Below are 17,049 nucleotides of genomic sequence, written 5' to 3' on the forward strand. Positions count from 1 at the left end.
TTATGAGCACCTCTTCTGTAGCACTGGAACCCAAGCGGCATTATCCGATCCTTGACGGTCTGCGTGGCGTGGCGTCCGTCATCGTTATCATCTTTCACACGTTCGAGGTGTACAGCGGCGGCGATCCTAAGAAGCAGATACTGAATCACGGTTATCTTGCGGTCGACTTCTTCTTCCTGCTTTCAGGCTTTGTTGTGGCGTATGCATACGACGACCGCTGGACGCGCATGAACTTTCTGGACTTTGCGAAACGGCGACTGATTCGTCTGCAGCCGATGGTAGTGATGGGATCGATCATCGGCGCGGCGCTCTTCTACTTCCAGGGCGGATCGACCTTCCCCCTGGTCGCGGTGACGCCTGTCTGGAAGATGCTGCTGATTATGCTCATCGGCTGCACACTGATTCCCATCCCTGTCTCCTGGGATATTCGCGGCTGGCAGGAGATGCATCCGCTGGACGGGCCGGGATGGTCACTGTTCTTTGAGTATGTTGCGAACATCCTGTATGCGCTTGTGCTGAGACGGCTGGCGAACCGCTGGCTCGCGGTCCTGACTTTTGTGGCTGGCGTGTTTCTGCTGCACATGGCCATCACCTCGCACGGTGGCGACGTGATCGGGGGCTGGAGCATCACGTCGTTACAGCTGCATATCGGCTTTGCGCGGCTGCTCTATCCGTTCATGGCGGGCATCCTGCTGATGCGGGTCGGCAAGTTGATTACTGTGCCTGCTGGTTTTGCGACTGCCAGCTTGCTGTTGATCGCTGCGCTTTGCATCCCGCGCATCGGGTCACCGAACCACGTGTGGCAGAACGGCCTGTATGACGCTCTGTGCATCCTGATTGTCTTCCCTATCATCGTAGCGATCGGTGCGGGCAGCTCGGAGTCGGACGGGAAGATGCAGCGGCTGAGCAAGTTCCTCGGCGACCTCTCATTTCCGCTGTACATCACGCACTATCCGCTGATCTACATCCAGACGGCGTGGGTGATGCAATCTCACCCGCCGCTATGGAAGAGCATCGTGGTCGGGGTATTGCTGTTTGTGACAGCGATCACGATTGCGTATGCGAGTCTGAAGTTGTATGACGAGCCGGTGCGAAAGTGGCTCAGCGCAAGATATCTGCACCTGCGAAAGCCGGTGTAGGAACAGAGAAGGCCGCCCGAGGGCGGCCTTCTCTGTTGGATATGTGGGGAATTAGCGGCCCATCCAGCCGCCGTCTACCGTGATGACGCTGCCGGTGGTGTAGTCGCTGGCGGGGGCACTCAGGTAGAGTGCGGCGCCGGCGAGGTCCTGCGGCTGGCCCCAGCGGCCTGCGGGGATGCGCTCGAGGATCTGGCGGTTACGTGTCTCGTCTGCCTGCAGCGCTTCAGTGTTGGTGGTGGCGAAGTAGCCGGGAGCGATCGCGTTGACCTGGATGTGCTTCGGCGCCCACTCGTTCGCGAGCGCCTTGGTGAGCTGGGCGACTCCACCTTTGCTGGAGGCGTAGGCAGGGACGCGAATACCTCCCTGGAAGCTGAGGAGTGAGGCAATGTTCACGATTTTTCCTCCGACAGGCTTGCCTTCGGGGCCTGACACCTCGCGAGCGATGACCTCGCGCGCGAAGAGCTGCGAGAGCTGAAAGACACCGGTAAGGTTGACCTGCAGAACCTGCTGCCAGCTTTCGAGCGTAGTGTCGACTGCGGCATCGCGGTGGATGGTGCCTGCATTGTTGACAAGAATGTCGACCTTGCCGAAGTGCTTATGTACCGCCCCGAAGAGAGTCTCTGCGCCGGTGGTGCTGGATAGGTCGGCCTGGAAGGCTGCGGCGGTGCCGCCGATGCTCTCCGCGGTTTCGGTGGCGGCGCGACGGTTGCCGTGGACGGCGACGGTGGCACCGGCCTCAGCGAGGGCCGTGGCGATGGCTGCGCCGAGGCCGCTGGCGGCTCCGGTGACGAGGGCGACTTTGCCGTCGAGACGAAAGAGATCGAGGATGCTGGACATAGGTTCAGTCTACCTATGCGGGCGTGTTGCCGGTGGTGGAGATGAGGTAGAAGGTGACACTGGTCTCGGTGGTGCGCTTGTGCGGGGTGCCGCGCGGGATGACGAGCATGTCGCCCTTCTTGAGGTGCAGCTTCGTTGCTCCTTCGGAGGTGGGGGCGAGCCATTCGCTGGGCTTGGTGTTACGACCGTTTTGGGGTGTGCCGCCAACGTCGTAGAGAGTTTCACCGTCCAGAATTTGAACGATGTGGTCACGTCCTTCGTGCCATTCGAACTCCTTCGCGGCCTTCTTGTCTTCGGTGGTGAGGACGATGGTGAAGGGCAGCGATGCGGGTTGGAAGAGGTTGTCGTTGCCCGGAGTGGTGTGCAGCTTTGCTGTGGACTCGGCAATCTTCTCGGCCGAAAAAAGCTGGAAAGGCACAGGAGCGGCGATCTGCGCGGGAGCTTCTGCGAAGAGGGCTTTATCGGTAAGGGGCAGGGCGGCAGCGGCGGCGAGAGGCACCGTCTGCAGGAAGACGCGGCGAGAAGGACGTTTGACCATGCAGAAGTGAAACATATTCCATAGAGGTTTTCCAAGCGGGCCGGAGTTGCGTGGCGATGTCTATACTTAGGGGGCAGGATTTTGGGAGAACCTATGAAGCTGCTGCAAATGGCTGATGCTGTGCGCTATCCACGCATGACGACCGCGGAGTTGCGCGAGACGTTTCTGCTGGAGGGCGCGTTTGTGCCAGGCGAGATTTCGCTGGCGTATGTTGATCTGGACCGCACGGTGCTGGGTGGGGCGGTACCGACGGGAGCTCCGCTAACGCTGGAGACGTATCCTGAGCTGCGCTCGGATTTCTTCTGCGAGCGGCGCGAGCTGGGCGTGCTGAACGTCGGTGGCGCAGGTACGGTAACTGTGGATGGAGCCGTGTTTGAACTGGGCAAGCTCGATTGCCTGTATGTGTCGCGTGGCAGCAAGAGTGTGGTCTTTGCGAGCGACGAAGGGGCTGCGCCTGCAGCATTCTACCTGCTGAGCTATCCGGCGCACACCGAGCATCCGACGCGCATGGTGACCTTCAAGGAGCTTGAGGCTGGTGCTGTGCATCTGGGTAGCGAAGAGACCTGCAACAAGCGCTCGATCTATAAAGCGATCTTCCTCGACGGCATTCGCAGCTGCCAGCTCGTGATGGGCTTTACGCTGCTGGCTCCGGGATCGAACTGGAACACGATGCCTCCGCATACGCATATGCGACGCAGCGAGGTGTATTTCTACTTCGACGTGGACTCGTCGCAGAAGGTCGTTCATTTGATGGGACCAGCCGATGAGACGCGGCATTTGATTATGAGCGACCGCGATATCGTAGTCAGCCCGGGCTGGAGCATTCACGCGGGCGTTGGCACGAAGAGCTACGGTTTCTGCTGGGGCATGGGTGGCGAGAACCAGCGCTATGACGATATGGACGCGGTCGCCATCGCCGATCTGAAGTAAGAAGACGAGGTTTGCGTGCATAAGAGTACGACGACGAAGTTGACGATTCGGGCAGCGAGGGCCTGCAAGTGGGACCTCGTGTCGCTGGGTGAAGTGATGTTGCGCTTCGATCCGGGCGAGGGTCGGATCGTGGGCTCGCGCAGCTTCAACGTATGGGAGGGTGGCGGCGAGTACAACGTCGCTCGCGGCCTGCGGCGCTGCTTTCAGCAGCGGTCGGCGATTGTGACGGCGCTGGTCGATAACCCGGTGGGACGGCTGGTGGAAGACCTGATGCTGCAGGGTGGTGTGGGGCTGGACTACCTGCAGTGGCGCGAGTTCGACGGCGTGGGTCGCAAGGCCCGCAACGGCGTGTACTTCCTTGAACGGGGCTTTGGCGTGCGCGGCGGTCTGGGTATGATGGACCGCGGCAATACGGCCATCTCGCAGTTGAAGCCAGGCGATGTGGATTGGAACAAAATCTTCTCGCCCAAAGGTGACGGAGTGCGTTGGTTTCATACCGGCGGCGTGATGGCGGCGTTGAGTGAGAACTCGACGGCGGTCGTGCGCGAAGCGATGACGGCAGCGAAGAAGCATGGCACGTTGGTCAGCTTCGATTGCAACTATCGACCGTCGCTCTGGAAGACGCGTGGCGGTCGCAAGGGTTCTGTGAAGGTGAACCGAGAACTGATGCCGCTGGTAGATGTACTGTTCGGACACGAGGGCGATGTAGCTGAGGTGTTGACCGAAGCCGCGCATGGGCCGGTGTGGCATACGCTCGAAAGCTTTGCTCCGATGGCCGAGCGAGTGGTGAGCGAGTTCCCAAATCTGAAGGTGATCGCGAGCACTGTGCGCAAGCCGATTACGGCGAACCGCAACGGCTGGAGCGCCTTTGGATATATGGGTGGCAAATCCTACGAGGCGCTGAAGTTCGACGATCTGGAGATTCTGGACCGTGTGGGCGGTGGAGATTCCTTTGCGTCGGGGCTGATCTATGGGCTGTTGAATGGCAAGGGGATGAAGTGGTCGCTCGACTGCGGCGTGGCGCATGGAGCGTTGGCGATGACGACGGCTGGGGATTCGTCGATGGCGAGCCTGGCTGAGGTTGAGCGGTTGATGGCTGGCGGCAGCGCAGGTACGGTTCGGTAGTTGATCGAGAGATAAGAGGTTGTGATGACGAAGCAGGAAGTGCTGTCAGGAATCAAAAACATCGGCTTGGTGCCGGTGCTGCGTGCGGAGAGTGAAGAGCAGGCGTTTGCCCTGGCTGTGGCAATCGCCGATGGCGGCGTGACGTGTCTCGAGGTGACGATGACCGTGCCCGGCGCGGTGAGAGTGATTGCGCGGCTTGCGAAGGAGCGGCCGGAGATTCTGCTGGGTGCAGGTACAGTGCTCGACGTCGAAAGCGCGAAGGCCTGCATCGGCGAGGGCGCGACGTTCATCGTGAGCCCTGCATTCGATGAGAAGACTGTGGAGCACTGCCGAAAGAATGAGATCGCTGTACTGCCTGGCGCGCTGACGCCGACAGAGGTGCTGCGGGCATGGAACGCGGGCGCGGATGTGGTGAAGATCTTTCCGGCGAGCGCGATGGGCGGGGCGAAGTATTTGAAGAGCCTGAAGGCCCCGCTGCCGCAGATCCAGATGATTCCGACGGGCGGCGTATCGCAGGCGACGGCGCATGAGTTCCTGGAGGCCGGTGCGTTTGCTCTGGGTGTGGGCGCGGATCTGGTGGATACGAAGGCGATCAAGAACGGTCATCCTGAGACGGTGACGGCGGATGCGAAAAAGTACCTTGAGATTGTGAAGGCGTTTCAGGCGCGCAGTCTCTAAGACATTTGTCCACGCAAACAAGAACGGCTCCCGATGAGGGAGCCGTTCTTGTTTGTTGCATACCTACTGCTTTGGGAGTTGCGTGCGATCCCAGCCTCCGCCAAGCGCGAGAATCAGGTTGACGGTCGAGTCCATGCGGCGGCGCAGGATGTCGATGTCGTTGACCTCGTTGTTGAGTGCTGTGGTCTGCGCGGTGATGACCTGCAGGTAGTTGTCCACGCCGCCAACGTAGCGGTTATTGAAGATGCGCTCGGACTCGAGGGCAGCGGCGGTGGCGCTGTGCTGTTCGTCGGCCTCGTCTGTGAGGGTATGCAGGGAAGCGAGGTTGTCCTCGACCTGCTGGAAGCCCACGAGTACTGACTGCTTGTAGGCTGCAGAGTTGCGGTCGAAGAGAGCGATCGCCTCTTCCTTGATGCCCTTGCGTCGGCCGCCGTCAAAGATCGTGAAAGCGAGGCCGGGACCGAGCGAGTAGACAACATTGGAAGGGTTGAAGACCGTCGCGAGGGACGCAGTGCTCTGATAGCCAAGCGCACCACTCAGCAGCACGGTCGGATAATAAGCTGCCTGCGCGATGCCGATGGCCTCGTTGCCTTCATTGGCACGACGTTCTGCAGCTGCGATGTCAGGGCGACGTTCGAGAAGCTCCGAAGGCAGTCCTGCCGGGATGATGGGTGGAACGGTAGTCTCAGGCAAAGGCGAAAAGGGAATGTCCAGCATCGCAGGTGGCTTGCCGATCAGCACCGCGATCGCATGCTCATAGTTCGCTCGCTGCACGGCGACGTCGGTGGCGCGAACACGAGCGGCATCAAGCTGGGTCTCTGCCTGTGTGACATCCGACTTTGGTGCGATACCGCCGTTGAAGCGATTCGTAGTGATGCGTACAGCATCCTGGTACTGCTTGACGGTATCGTTGAGCAGACGCTGCAGGCGATCAGCCGTGCGCAGCTCGAAGTAATCCATCGCCAACGTGGCCTGCAGTGAGAGCAGGATATTTTCGCGATCAGCTGCGGAGGCCTGAATCTCCTCTTTGCCTGCGGCGATATTCTTACGCACCGTGCCCCAAAGGTCGGCCTCGTAGTTGATCTCCACCGGATACTGCGTGCTGGTGCCTGTGTTGCCTACGAAGTTCGGCGCGGCGTTGAAGTAGGGCGAGCCGTTGTAGCGGCCGGCGGTGCTTGTGGGATCTATGCCAAGCGTGGGGAAGCGATCTGCTTTACGGATACGAACTTCGGCCTCTGCCGCGCGAATGTTGGCATCGGCCTGTCGCAGTGTCTGGTTGGCGGTCTCCACCTGTGGCTCCAGCTCGTTGAGCTGCGTGTCGTTGAAGATCGTCCACCAGGCGCCGCGCGGGAGGCTGTCTGCCGGTTGCCCGGGCTTCCAGCCTGAGTTGGACTGGCCGTTACCGTTCGGCTGCGCTTCCTTATAAGCAGGAGGGGCAGGCGTTACAGGGACCTTATAGGCCGGACCGACGCGGCAGCCCGCCAGAAGCGCGGAGGCTGCGAAGAACCACGGCAGGCGTAGATGCCGCGAGGCGCGTGGCGTTTGAGGTTGTTCGGTCATTTTGCCCCCGCTGCGGATGTCTTGATCTGTACCGGCGCGCCTTCCGCGATGGAGTCGGACGGGTCGACGATGATCGTATCGCTGGCCTGAACGCCTGAGGCGATCTCGAGTGTCTTGCCATTGTCCTTGCCGATGGTGACGTGCTGCAGGTGAACCTTGCCGTCCTTCACGACCGCGACCTGCATGCCCTGCGAGCGGAAGAGCACCGCGTTTGCGGGGATGGAAAGCAGCTGGGCCTGCGTCGGGATCTTGAAGTGGACGAAGACGTAGGCGCCGGGGAGCAGTTTGCCGCTCTTGTTGTCGATATCCACTTCGACGTTCAGCGTGCGGGTGCCGGAGTCGATGGTGCCCGAGTTCCGGGTGACGGTACCGACGAAGCCCTGGCCGGGATACTCATCGAGCGTGAGCGTCGCCTTGTCGCCGTTGTGGATGTCCGGGGCGTAGAACTCAGGGATAGCGACGAAGACACGCAACTGGTTGGTAGAAGCTACACGGAAGAGCTCCTTCGCAGTGTTGCTGCTCGCGGATGAGCCGGAGTCGATGAGATCGCCAATGTCGGTGTTACGTACAGTCACGACGCCGGTGTAGGGTGCATAGATCTTCTCAAACGACTGCAATTGAGCGAGGCGGCGAACGTTGGCCTCCGCGGCCTCGACTGCGGCCCGCTTAGCCGATGCCCCCGAGACCGCGACGTCGGTCTCCTGCTTCGACACGGAGTCAGATTTCAGCAGGTTCTGGTAGCGCTCAGAGGTCGTGTTGGCGAGGTTGAGATCGGCCTGCGCGCTCTTGAGGTCTGCGCGAGCCACCTGTAGCTGTTCGTCAAGCTCGGGGGTTTCGATGGTTGCCATGAGCTGTCCCTTGGTGACGTGCGCGCCGATGTCGAAGTACCAGCTCTTCAGGTAGCCGCTGGTCCGCGCATAGATCGGTGTATCGACGAAGGCCTGCGTGTTTCCGGGCAGCTCCAACTCATTCGTGCTGCCGCTAGCGGTTGGCTTGATCACGCTGACCGTCGGCACGGAGTTATCGATGGTCACCTGCTTGAGGTTGCGCTCGTCGGCGAAGTGGCCTACCAGGCGATAGCCGACGCCGAGCAGGATCAGTACGGCCGCGATAATGACGATAGCGCGCGCCGCTGGCGGAATGCCAGGAGCGTGGTGATCGCCGTCGCGGGCAGGGTAGGTGGTGTCTTCGTTCATGTGGGCGTTCTGGTCGTTGATGCCGTTGGGGGACATGGTCGAGTCTCCGGTGTTCTGTTAGTGCGAAGCAGTTGCTGGATCGGAATCGGGCGTCTTCTCTTCAAAAGGCTTGCTGCCACTGTGCAGCAGAGCGAAGACCGCAGGGACGAAGATGAGGGTGGCGAGGGTTGCGAAGCTCAGGCCGCCGATAACGGCGCGGCCGAGCGGTGCATTCTGCTCCCCGCCGTCGCCGGCTCCAAGGGCCATGGGAATCATGCCGATGATCATAGCCAGCGCAGTCATACAGACAGGACGGAAACGGGTGGCGCCCGCTTCGAGAGCCGCCTTGATCGAATCGCCGTGGGCAGAGAGTCGTTCCTTTGCGAACGAGACCACCAGGATCGAGTTGGCAGTGGCGACGCCCATACACATGATCGAACCCATCAGCGCAGGCACCGACAGCGTGGTGTGCGTCAACATGAGGAAGAGCACGATGCCGGCGATAGCGGCAGGTAGAGCCGTGATGATGATGAATGGATCGAGCCATGACTGGAAGTTGACCACGATGAGCAGGTAGACCAGCAGGATCGAAAAGACGAGACCGAAGAGGAGTCCGGTGTAGGACGCCTTCATCGTATCTACCTGGCCGCGCACGCTGAGGAAGTTTCCGCGTGAGAGCTTTGGCTTGTACTTGTCCACCACCTTCTGCACGTCATTTGCCACCGAGCCGAGGTCACGATCCTGCACGTTGGCATAGATGTCCAGCGTGCGGCGGATGTTGTAATGCGAGACGATCGGCACCTCGGAGCCAGGCGTGATCGTTGCAACGTCGGCGAGAATTTCAGGCGTCTTCGCTGTGGGCGAATTCACGGGTATGTTCTGCAGATCCTGCATCGTTTCGATCTGATACTGAGGAGTCTGCGCCACGATGTTGTAGGTGATGCCGTTCTTGGTATTGAGGTAGAACTGCGGTGACAACTGCGTGGAACCGGAGAGGATGTTCAGCGCGGAGGTGCCGATATCGCGTTGCGTATAGCCACCCTGCGATGCCTTCGTACGATCGACCGCGACGTTGAGCACGGGGTAATCGTTGGGCTGCTGAAGGCGAAGATCGACGAGGCCGGGAATGCGGCGCAACTCGGTGAGCATCTGTCCGGCGACGTTGCGGTTGCCGGTCTGGTCGTTGCCGTCGATCTGGATGTCGATCGGAGCAGGTAGGCCGAAGTTCAGGATTTGCGTGACGATATCCGATGGCAGGAAGTAGAACGTGACGCCGGGGAACTGACGCGGGAGTTTCTGGCGCAGCGTGCGGACGTAGTCAGCGGTGGGGCCGTGGTTCTCTTTGAGCGACACGAGAATATCGCCGTCGCCTGCTCCGAAGAGACCGCTGGTGGCGTGCTGCGTGTTCAGCGTCGAGTAAGGCAGACCGATGTTATCGAGGATGTTGTCCATCTGGTCGGCTGGAATCACCGAGCGGATGCTTTGTTCGACGAGATCACAGGTCTTGGCCGTCTCTTCGATGCGGGTACCGGTCTTGACGCGAACGTGCAGGATGAAGGATCCGTTGTCGGTGTTGGGGAAGAAGTTCTGGCCAAGGACCGGAACCAACAGCAGAGCGACGACGCAGAGGATGAGCCAGATGGGGATGAAGATCTTGCGCAACTCGACGAGTCTGCCGAGCATGGCGACATACGCTGTGCGGACACTCTCGAAGATCTTTTCAAAGCCGCGCTGGAAGCGAGCAAGCGGGTTATTGGAAGGCGTCGCGTGATGATCGTGAGCCTTCAGGAGATACATCGCCAGCGTCGGTACCAGGGTACGAGACAGGATGTACGAGGCAAGCATGGCGAAGACAACGGCTTCAGCCAGGGGGACAAAGAGGAAGCGCGCAACGCCCGCCAGGAAGAACATGGGCAGGAACACGATACAGATCGACAACGTCGAGACGAGTGCCGGAACCGAGATCTGCGAGGCGCCTTCGAGAATGGCTTCGTGCAGCTCATGGCCTTCTTCGAGGTAGCGCTCAATGTTTTCGATGGTTACGGTCGCGTCGTCGACAAGGATGCCGACGGCGAGTGCGAGACCGCCGAGGGTCATGATGTTGATGGTCTGACCGAGTAGCGAAAGGATAATGATGGAGCTGAGAATCGAGAGCGGGATCGAGACGGCGATGATCAGCGTCGAGCGCCATGATCCGAGGAACAGGAGGATCATCAGGCCGGTAAGGGCGGCGGCGATGATGGCTTCTCGCACCACGCCGCTGACCGAAGATCGAACGAAGATCGATTGATCGCCAATGAGCGTGATCTTCAGATTCGGCTGATTGACGATCGCCTTGATGCGCGGCAGCATGTCCTTGATACCCTGCACGACCGACAGCGTGGAAGCTGAGCCAGACTTGAGGGCCACAATCAGAACGCCACGACGACCGTCCTGGCGAACGATATTGGTTTGAGGAATCGATCCGTCGGTGACGTCTGCGACGTCCTTAAGGTAGATCGTTGCGCCGTTGAGTTGCTTGATGGGGAGGTTGCCAAGTCCAGCGACGGTGGTCGGCGTGCTGTTGAAGCGGACGTCGTACTCAGCTGTGCCGATCTTGGCGGTTCCGCCGGGCTGTACGACGTTCTGCGCGGCCAAGGCGTTGATGATGTCTGTGGGGGAAAGGGACTCAGCCTGCAGGCGCTTTGGGTCGAGGTTGACCATGATCGAACGCTGTTTGCCGCCATAAACGTTCGGGATCACGGCGCCGGGAACGGTTACGAGTTGCGGACGGATGTAGTTGAGTCCGATGTCATTGAGCTGCTGCTCGTCAAGACCCTCACCTGAAAGTCCGAGCTGTACGATGGGCACGCTCGATGCTGAGAAGTTGATGATCTGCGGAGGCAGAAGGCCTGGAGGAAGGGAACGGAGTTCGAACTCGGAGGCGGCAGAGACTTGAGCGTTGGCCGTGTCGAGTGACGCGCCGGGCTGGAGGTACACCTTGATGATGACCTGACCGTTGATCGTCGTCGATTCGATATGCTGCACGTTATCAACGAGGGTAGTCAGCACCTTCTCGTATGGAGTCGTGAGGCGACCTTCAAGATCTTCGGGATCCAGGCCGGTGTACTGCCAGGCGATCGAGACCACCGGAATATCGATGTTCGGAAAGATGTCCGTAGGCGTACGGACGATGATGACCGGGGCCGCGATCAAAATAAGGATCGCAAGAACGATGAACGTATAGGGCCGGTTGAGCGCCAGCCGAACAATTCCCATGAGGCTTACTCCGTAACAAGCCGTGATCTAAATTCGCACGAGCCTTTTATTATTAGAGCGCCAAACGTCGATAAGGACTAACACTTCTTTCCGGGTCGAACCATCGGTTTTACCGATAGGATAGCTTTATGGAATTACGACACCTTCGCTATTTTCGCGCAGTGGCGGATTATGGGAGCGTAACTGCGGCTGCCAAGCGTTTACATGTCTCGCAGTCCGCGATTAGCGAGCAGATTCACGATCTCGAAGCGGAGCTTGGAGGGCGCCTTCTGGACCGTACGGCGCGCAAGATACGGCTGACAGCGCAGGGACAGGTGTTTCTGGAAGAGGCTCGCAAGACGCTCGAAGCCGCGGAACGCGCGATCGACCTGACTAGGCAGTCTTTGCAGGGCGAAGTTGGGACGCTCTCTATCGGTTTCTTCCTGTGGGGCGCGGGCGGCTTCTTTCCGCGGATCATTCGCGAGTTCCGGCGGCGGCGACCTGGAATACGGCTCTCTCTGATCGATATGCAGGCGCATGAGCAACTGGTCGCGCTTGAAGATGGGCGGATCGATGTAGGTCTTACGCGGCCGCTGGAGCCGCCGTTCGATCGTATGCTGCAGTCAGAGTTGCTATATCGCGATCCGGTTGTCGTTGCGGTAAGGCCGGATCATCGGTTTGCGAAGCGCACGGTGCGCGTGTCGGAGCTGGCGGAGGAACGCGTCGTGGTTTGCGACCAGAAGGCTTCGCCGATCCTGTTCGACAACTTCATTCAACTGTGCGCGGAAGAAGGATTTGCGCCGGAGATCGTCAATTCGTCTCCGACCTGGTCGGGAGTTTTGACGCTGGTGGAAGCTGGCGAAGGCGTCGCGATTGTGCCTTCTGGTGTGAGGCATTTGAGAACGCGAGGGTTATCGTTCAGCTCTCTCGATCCGGATCGGCTGTCGCTTGGGCTTTCGGTTGTTTGGAACCGGAACAATCAGGGCGTTGCGTTGGAAGATTTTCTGACGCTGCTGCGGGAGAACAAGGGCCGGATTCAGAAGAGCGACGGGAACTGACCCCCTCTCCCCCCCTACTTTTGGCGTCAAAGTCTTGATATGAAAACGGTTGAGTCCGGACTTCGATGCAGACAAGTCTCTCAGCAGCTGAAGCCGCGCTCTTTGAGCCGGACTTGTTGTCATGGCTGAAGCCAAGACCTGCCGTTTGGTGGCGCTTACCAAAATGAGAGGTTGTCTGAAGAATGCGAGAGCCGCCAGTGATGGCGGCCTTTTTTCTTGTTCCTATTTCTATTATAGAAGGTTGAAGCAAGGGAACATCCATTTTTCTTTGGTGCGAAAAGGCGCGTGGATGTTGGGGATTTCGTTTTTGGAGGAGTGGAGGGGCTTGACAGGAATTGTGGCTGGCAAAGGAAAAGCCCCAGCACCTGAGAGTGCCGGGGCTTTGGTTGGGTGAGGCGTTAGAAGAGGAACTGCAGGGACATCTGCACCTGGCGGGGGCTGCCAATGGTGTGGGTGACCTTGCCTAGACCGCTCGGGCAGCTGTAGAAGCTGCCTGCGATTGAGCCGTTTCCGTTCGCGTCACAGGTGCCCGGCAGGATGGGGGTGCCTGTCTGCGGGAAGCCGTTGTATCCCGCGTTCTGGGAGACCTCGTTTCCGGGAACGTCGAAGCTGGCGGTGTTGGTGAGGTTGTAAACGTCGAAGGTGTACTTGAGAGAGTAGCGGTCGGTGAACTTCGTCGCTTTGACGAGAGAGGCATCGGCGCGCTTCTGGAAAGCCTGGCGGAAGATATTGCGCTGGCCGCTGGTGAAGCCGGTCTCATAGGGATCGGTACCGGGGATTGCGCCGTTGAAGCTGCCGGAAGGGCCAGCATTGAGCAGCGGAATGCCAAAGCAGGAAGCCTTGAGAGCGGTGTCTCCGAAGGCTCCAGAGAGGTGGGTGAGAGCCGTCTTGGCGGTGCAACCGTTGGCGAGAGGAACGATGGGGTTGGTGATGCCATCGGAGACGCCGTAGTAGATGCTGCCGACGGCACCAGAGAAGTCGATGATCGAGTAAGGCTGACCGCTCTGGAGAACGGTCAGGCCTACGAGCGACCAGCCGTTGACGAAGTAACTGACGGCATTCTTCTCGTGGATGAGATCGGGAGCGCGGAAGATGTAGTTGAAGTTGAGGACGTGGGTACGGTCGAAGTCGGAGGAGCCGTAGCCGCTGCGAAGGTTGAGGGCGTTGTTGCCGTTGTAGAAAAGGCCGAGCCCGGACTGCTCGTCTGTGGCGTGAGAGTAGGTGTAGGAGGCGGCGATCTGAATGCCATGGCTCATCCGCTTTTCGATATGAGCCTGGAGAGCGTTGTAAGCGTCGACGCCTGCAGCCTTGTAGTCGATGGACTCGGCGGCGTAGCCGATGTAGGGAACTCGGAGATCGACGTTACCGCCTTCGGCTGTGGCGAGGTAGCTGGTGCCGTCCGGTAGGTTCTGCCCACCGACGTTGTAGCCATAGCTATACTTTTGCTGGTAGTTGCCACCGGCGAGAACGGGATTCCCTGTGGTGGGGTTGGTGATCATCGGCTGGTTGAAAGGAACCGGGATCACTTGATGACGACCCAGGTTGCCGACGTAACCGAGGTCGATGGCGATGTCGTTGCGTGGCTGCCACTGGATATCGAGCGTGTAGTTCATGGTGTACGGCAGCTTGTTGGCGCGGTCGTAGACGCCGAGCGAGATCGGCACGCCGTTGTTGATGGTGGCGCCAGCGTTGTAGTTGACGATGCTGGCGGCGTTGGGCAGGAAGTTCTTCAGATCCGATGCCTTCGGATTGTTGGGCGCAGCATATTGCAACGTCTGGCCGTAGGGGTTGCCGAGGTCACCGGTTGCATCGGTCGGGGGTCCTGTTGGAGGACCGAAGCCGCCGTTTCCGCCGCAGGTAGGGATGTAGTACTCGTAGAGCGACTGCGAGGCAACGGGGCAGCTGGAGGCGTTGACGAAGGGAAGTTGCTGGTTCACGCCAAAGGGACCGCCGGTCACGGTACCTAGTGCGTAGCCGGGCGAGAAGTAGCTGAAGAGTTCGCCGCGATCGTAGTACATGCCAAAGCCGGAACGAACGACGACCTTGTTCTTGAACATCTCTGGCTGCCAGGCGGCACCAATGCGAGGGCCGATGCCCCACTGGCGACCTGTTAACGTGGTGTTGCTGACGCCGGTGCTGCCATTGGCATTGTTGCCAGCGATGATGAAGCCGGGGTTGACGATCTGATCGGCGGTTGCGTTGTAGCTGTAGAGGGAAGGGTCGAAGTTGAAGAGGCGACCGTATTTTTCGGTCAGGCCTCCATCCCAGTCGTAACGAATGCCAGCGGTGAGGGAGATGCTGGGCGTGACCTGGAACTTGTCCTGCACGTAGGTCCCGAGTTGATTGGCGCGGTAGTAGCGGCTGGCGTTGCCCTGCAGAAACGACGTGACGTAGAAGCCGGTGGAGGAACTACCGGGGGTGACAAAGCCTTGAGCAAACTGGCTGAAGTCGTCGGTGGCTACGGTGCCTGTACCAGCGCGCTTATCGATGGTGTTCAGCTGCGTGAGGCTGTAGATGGCGCCGAAGCTGACGGTGTGCTTGCCGAGGGTCCAGATGGCGTTGCCGGAAGGCGAGATACGGTTCTGGAAGACGCCAGTGTTGGAGGCCTGACCTTCAGCGTTGGGGCCGATATTCAGGACTGCGGACGAAGTGCCGGAGGGCTGGTTGTTACCCAGAACGTTATAGATGGAGACACCGGGGAAGTAGGTAGAGCCGAAGGTGTTGATGCAGGGGCTGGAGCAGCCGGGAACGTTCTCCGGAGTGAATGGCTGCTCATTATCGGCGTAGTTCTTCTCGCGTACGAAGCCGATAGTTTCGGTGGTGCTGAGGTTGGACTTGACGAGGTAGGTATTGGTGATGGAGAAGACCTGGGCACCGGAGTCGAGGTGTTCGGTGAAGCCGGGGACGCTGGAATAGGCGTAAGGAGCGAGCGTGGGATCGTGCTGATAGAAGTACTTCAGCGCGAGGGTGTCCTTGCTGGTGATGTTGTAGTCGAGATCGGCGACGATGGAGTCGTTCTTGAAGCGTCCGGTGCCGGGGAGGAACGTGTTATCGAGATGAGCAGCTGTGGGGGCGACGCCGTTGAGACCATCGTTCGGTATGAGGTATTTGCCGGGCTCACCGGGCAGCGCCGGAATGTTGAAGAGAGCTTGTGCTGTGGAGTTGATGTCTGTTCCGGCGAGCGTGGTGCCGAAGTTGTTGTTGGTAAGCGCGGCTAGACCGGCGGCGGAGCGGTCGTTGGTGAGACCGACGGGAACGTCGAGTAGCGAGTCGCCGATGGCCTGATCCGAAACATGCAGGTGCTGGTAGGCGATGAAGGCGAAGAGCTTGTCTTTGATGATGGGACCGCCGAAGGTACCGCCGAGGAGGTAGCGGTGGAGCTGCGGATTCTTATCATTGGCCGGAATGGAGCCGTCCTGCTTGAAGAAGAAGGGAGCTGAATTGATCCAGTTGGTGCCGCGGTGGGCGTAGAGGGTGCCGTGGTACTGGTTGGTGCCGGAGGCGGTGCTGAGGTCGATGTGCGCGCCGGAGGTTGATCCCTGTGAGGCATCGTACATGGAGGCGTTTACTTTCACTTCAGCGAGCGTCTCGGGCGCTGGGGTGGGCAGGGCGTTACCGATGGAGAGATAGACCGAGGCGGCGGAGACGATGATGCCGCCAGCGCTGCCGCCGGAGGAGCCGGTGCTGTTGATGACGCGGCCCGAGGCGACGGCGGAGGTGGACTTGCCGTTGAAGAGGTTGGAGCTGTCGACGCCGTTGAGGGAGAAGCTGTTGGAGGTGTCGCGCTGACCATTGGCCCAGATGGGCTGGTTGCCGAGACCGTCGTTGGCACCGGTGCCTGAGGGGAGCTCGGCGTTGACGCCGGGGGAGAGGATGGCGACGCCGGTGAAGCTGCCGGTGGGCAGAGGGATGGACTGGATTTGTTCCTTGTCGAGGACGTAGCCGTTGGTGGTGTCGACGGCATTGAGCAGGGGATTGAAGTCGACGGTGACGGAGTCGGTGGCGGCGCCGATGGCGAGCTGGACGGGCAGGGTGTCGGTGCGGTCGGCCTGGACGAGGATGCCGGGGAACTTGACGGCGGAGAAGCCCTGCATGGTGACGGTGACGGTGTACTTGCCGATGGGGAGGTCGTTGAGGGAGTAGGTGCCCTGGCCGTTGCTGGTGGCGGAGCGGGAGAGCTTGGTGTCGTCGGAGATGACGGTGACGTTCGCGCCGGGGATGGCGGAGCCCTGGGGGTCGACGACGGTGCCGGTGATGCCACCGAGGGTTTGCTGGGCCAGGGCAGAGCTGGCAGCCAGCAGGGATGCAAGGCAGAGAGAGGCAAAGAGCCGGGACGCCGATTTGAAGGCGGAGAGATTGAAGGCGGGGGATTTGAACTTGTTATGCACCACTCGTGTGTCCTCCTGAAGATGACTGCGTTTTGGCTGGGTGGCGGGAGTACGGATGCTCCTGCTGCGGCCGGGTAGAAAGTATGTCGTGTAAGGGTGGAACGGGTTGAATACGGTGTGAGAGACGGCTGCCGAGAGCTCCGGATAGGTAAGGCAATAGGTTCGTATACAGAGCTTTGAAGAGATCGCAGGTGTGTTTGCGAGGCGCAGCGCTGCAGACGGAACTTGCCGAACGGCAGGGGTGGCTGCGGGACTGGCTATGAGGCTAGAGACGTCGTGGTCGTTTGGGAAAGCATAACGCAATCGACGGCGGTCTGAAAGAGTTTGTGCGTGGGGGACGGTATTGGCTGTGCGGGTAGGTCGTTTGAGCGGGATGGATGAGGA

12 protein-coding genes are annotated in these 17,049 nt (G+C 60.0%); 6 read left to right on the forward strand and 6 right to left on the reverse strand.

The features are described from left to right. Positions 1 to 2: 2 nt before the first annotated feature. Positions 3 to 1,139 (forward strand): acyltransferase family protein, encoded by a 1,137-nt coding sequence (locus tag OHL14_RS12890; RefSeq protein WP_263379766.1) that lies wholly within the window; start codon positions 3 to 5, stop codon positions 1,137 to 1,139. 51 nt (positions 1,140 to 1,190) lie between these two features. Here OHL14_RS12890 and OHL14_RS12895 read toward each other — a convergent pair whose 3' ends face one another. Next, on the reverse strand, positions 1,191 to 1,976 hold the full coding sequence (locus OHL14_RS12895; protein ID WP_263379767.1) for a glucose 1-dehydrogenase: 786 nt from the start codon (positions 1,974 to 1,976) through the stop codon (positions 1,191 to 1,193). A 13-nt stretch (positions 1,977 to 1,989) separates the two neighbouring features. Further along, the gene (locus OHL14_RS12900; protein ID WP_263379768.1) at positions 1,990 to 2,514 is read right to left on the reverse strand and encodes a JmjC domain-containing protein; all 525 of its coding nucleotides are present in this window, start codon (positions 2,512 to 2,514) and stop codon (positions 1,990 to 1,992) included. Positions 2,515 to 2,607: 93 nt separating this feature from the next. Here OHL14_RS12900 and kduI point away from each other — a divergent pair, with 93 nt between their 5' ends. From kduI to OHL14_RS12915, 3 genes are read left to right on the forward strand one after another with little or no spacing between them, the layout of a single operon-like run. Continuing rightward, a complete protein-coding gene (gene kduI, locus OHL14_RS12905; protein WP_263379769.1) occupies positions 2,608 to 3,444 on the forward strand; it encodes a 5-dehydro-4-deoxy-D-glucuronate isomerase in 837 nt (278 codons plus the stop codon). A 15-nt stretch (positions 3,445 to 3,459) separates the two neighbouring features. Continuing rightward, positions 3,460 to 4,569: a sugar kinase gene (locus tag OHL14_RS12910; protein WP_263379770.1), complete on the forward strand. Its 1,110-nt coding sequence runs from the start codon at positions 3,460 to 3,462 to the stop codon at positions 4,567 to 4,569. Between the two features lie 24 nt (positions 4,570 to 4,593). After that, complete coding sequence (locus OHL14_RS12915; RefSeq protein ID WP_263379771.1) at positions 4,594 to 5,247, forward strand: bifunctional 4-hydroxy-2-oxoglutarate aldolase/2-dehydro-3-deoxy-phosphogluconate aldolase; 654 nt, start codon at positions 4,594 to 4,596, stop codon at positions 5,245 to 5,247. 63 nt (positions 5,248 to 5,310) lie between these two features. Here OHL14_RS12915 and OHL14_RS12920 read toward each other — a convergent pair whose 3' ends face one another. Genes OHL14_RS12920 through OHL14_RS12930 form a run of 3 tightly spaced genes read right to left on the reverse strand, consistent with a single transcriptional unit; the run spans position 5,311 to position 11,240 of the window. Then, the gene (locus OHL14_RS12920) at positions 5,311 to 6,807 is read right to left on the reverse strand and encodes an efflux transporter outer membrane subunit (protein WP_263379772.1); all 1,497 of its coding nucleotides are present in this window, start codon (positions 6,805 to 6,807) and stop codon (positions 5,311 to 5,313) included. After that, positions 6,804 to 8,039, reverse strand: coding sequence for an efflux RND transporter periplasmic adaptor subunit (locus OHL14_RS12925; RefSeq protein WP_263379773.1), 1,236 nt, complete (start codon positions 8,037 to 8,039; stop codon positions 6,804 to 6,806). Before OHL14_RS12925 ends, OHL14_RS12920 begins: the two co-directional genes overlap by 4 nt. A 21-nt stretch (positions 8,040 to 8,060) precedes the next feature. Continuing rightward, entirely contained in the window at positions 8,061 to 11,240 is a 3,180-nt protein-coding gene (locus OHL14_RS12930; protein ID WP_263379774.1) for an efflux RND transporter permease subunit, read from the reverse strand. Between the two features lie 128 nt (positions 11,241 to 11,368). On the opposite strand from OHL14_RS12930, the gene OHL14_RS12935 reads away from it, so the two are divergent. Both OHL14_RS12935 and OHL14_RS12940 read left to right on the forward strand, forming a co-directional pair. Further along, the gene (locus OHL14_RS12935; protein WP_263379775.1) at positions 11,369 to 12,277 is read left to right on the forward strand and encodes a LysR family transcriptional regulator; all 909 of its coding nucleotides are present in this window, start codon (positions 11,369 to 11,371) and stop codon (positions 12,275 to 12,277) included. 121 nt (positions 12,278 to 12,398) lie between these two features. Beyond that, positions 12,399 to 12,671, forward strand: a complete 273-nt coding sequence (locus OHL14_RS12940) for a hypothetical protein (protein ID WP_263379776.1) — start codon at positions 12,399 to 12,401, stop codon at positions 12,669 to 12,671. 4 nt (positions 12,672 to 12,675) lie between these two features. Here the strand turns inward: OHL14_RS12940 and OHL14_RS12945 are convergent, their stop codons facing one another. Next, on the reverse strand, positions 12,676 to 16,668 hold the full coding sequence (locus tag OHL14_RS12945) for a TonB-dependent receptor (protein ID WP_263379777.1): 3,993 nt from the start codon (positions 16,666 to 16,668) through the stop codon (positions 12,676 to 12,678). Positions 16,669 to 17,049 lie beyond the last annotated feature (381 nt).

It is taken from the genome of Granulicella paludicola (genome assembly GCF_025685545.1).
GTDB classification, from domain to species: domain Bacteria; phylum Acidobacteriota; class Terriglobia; order Terriglobales; family Acidobacteriaceae; genus Granulicella; species Granulicella paludicola.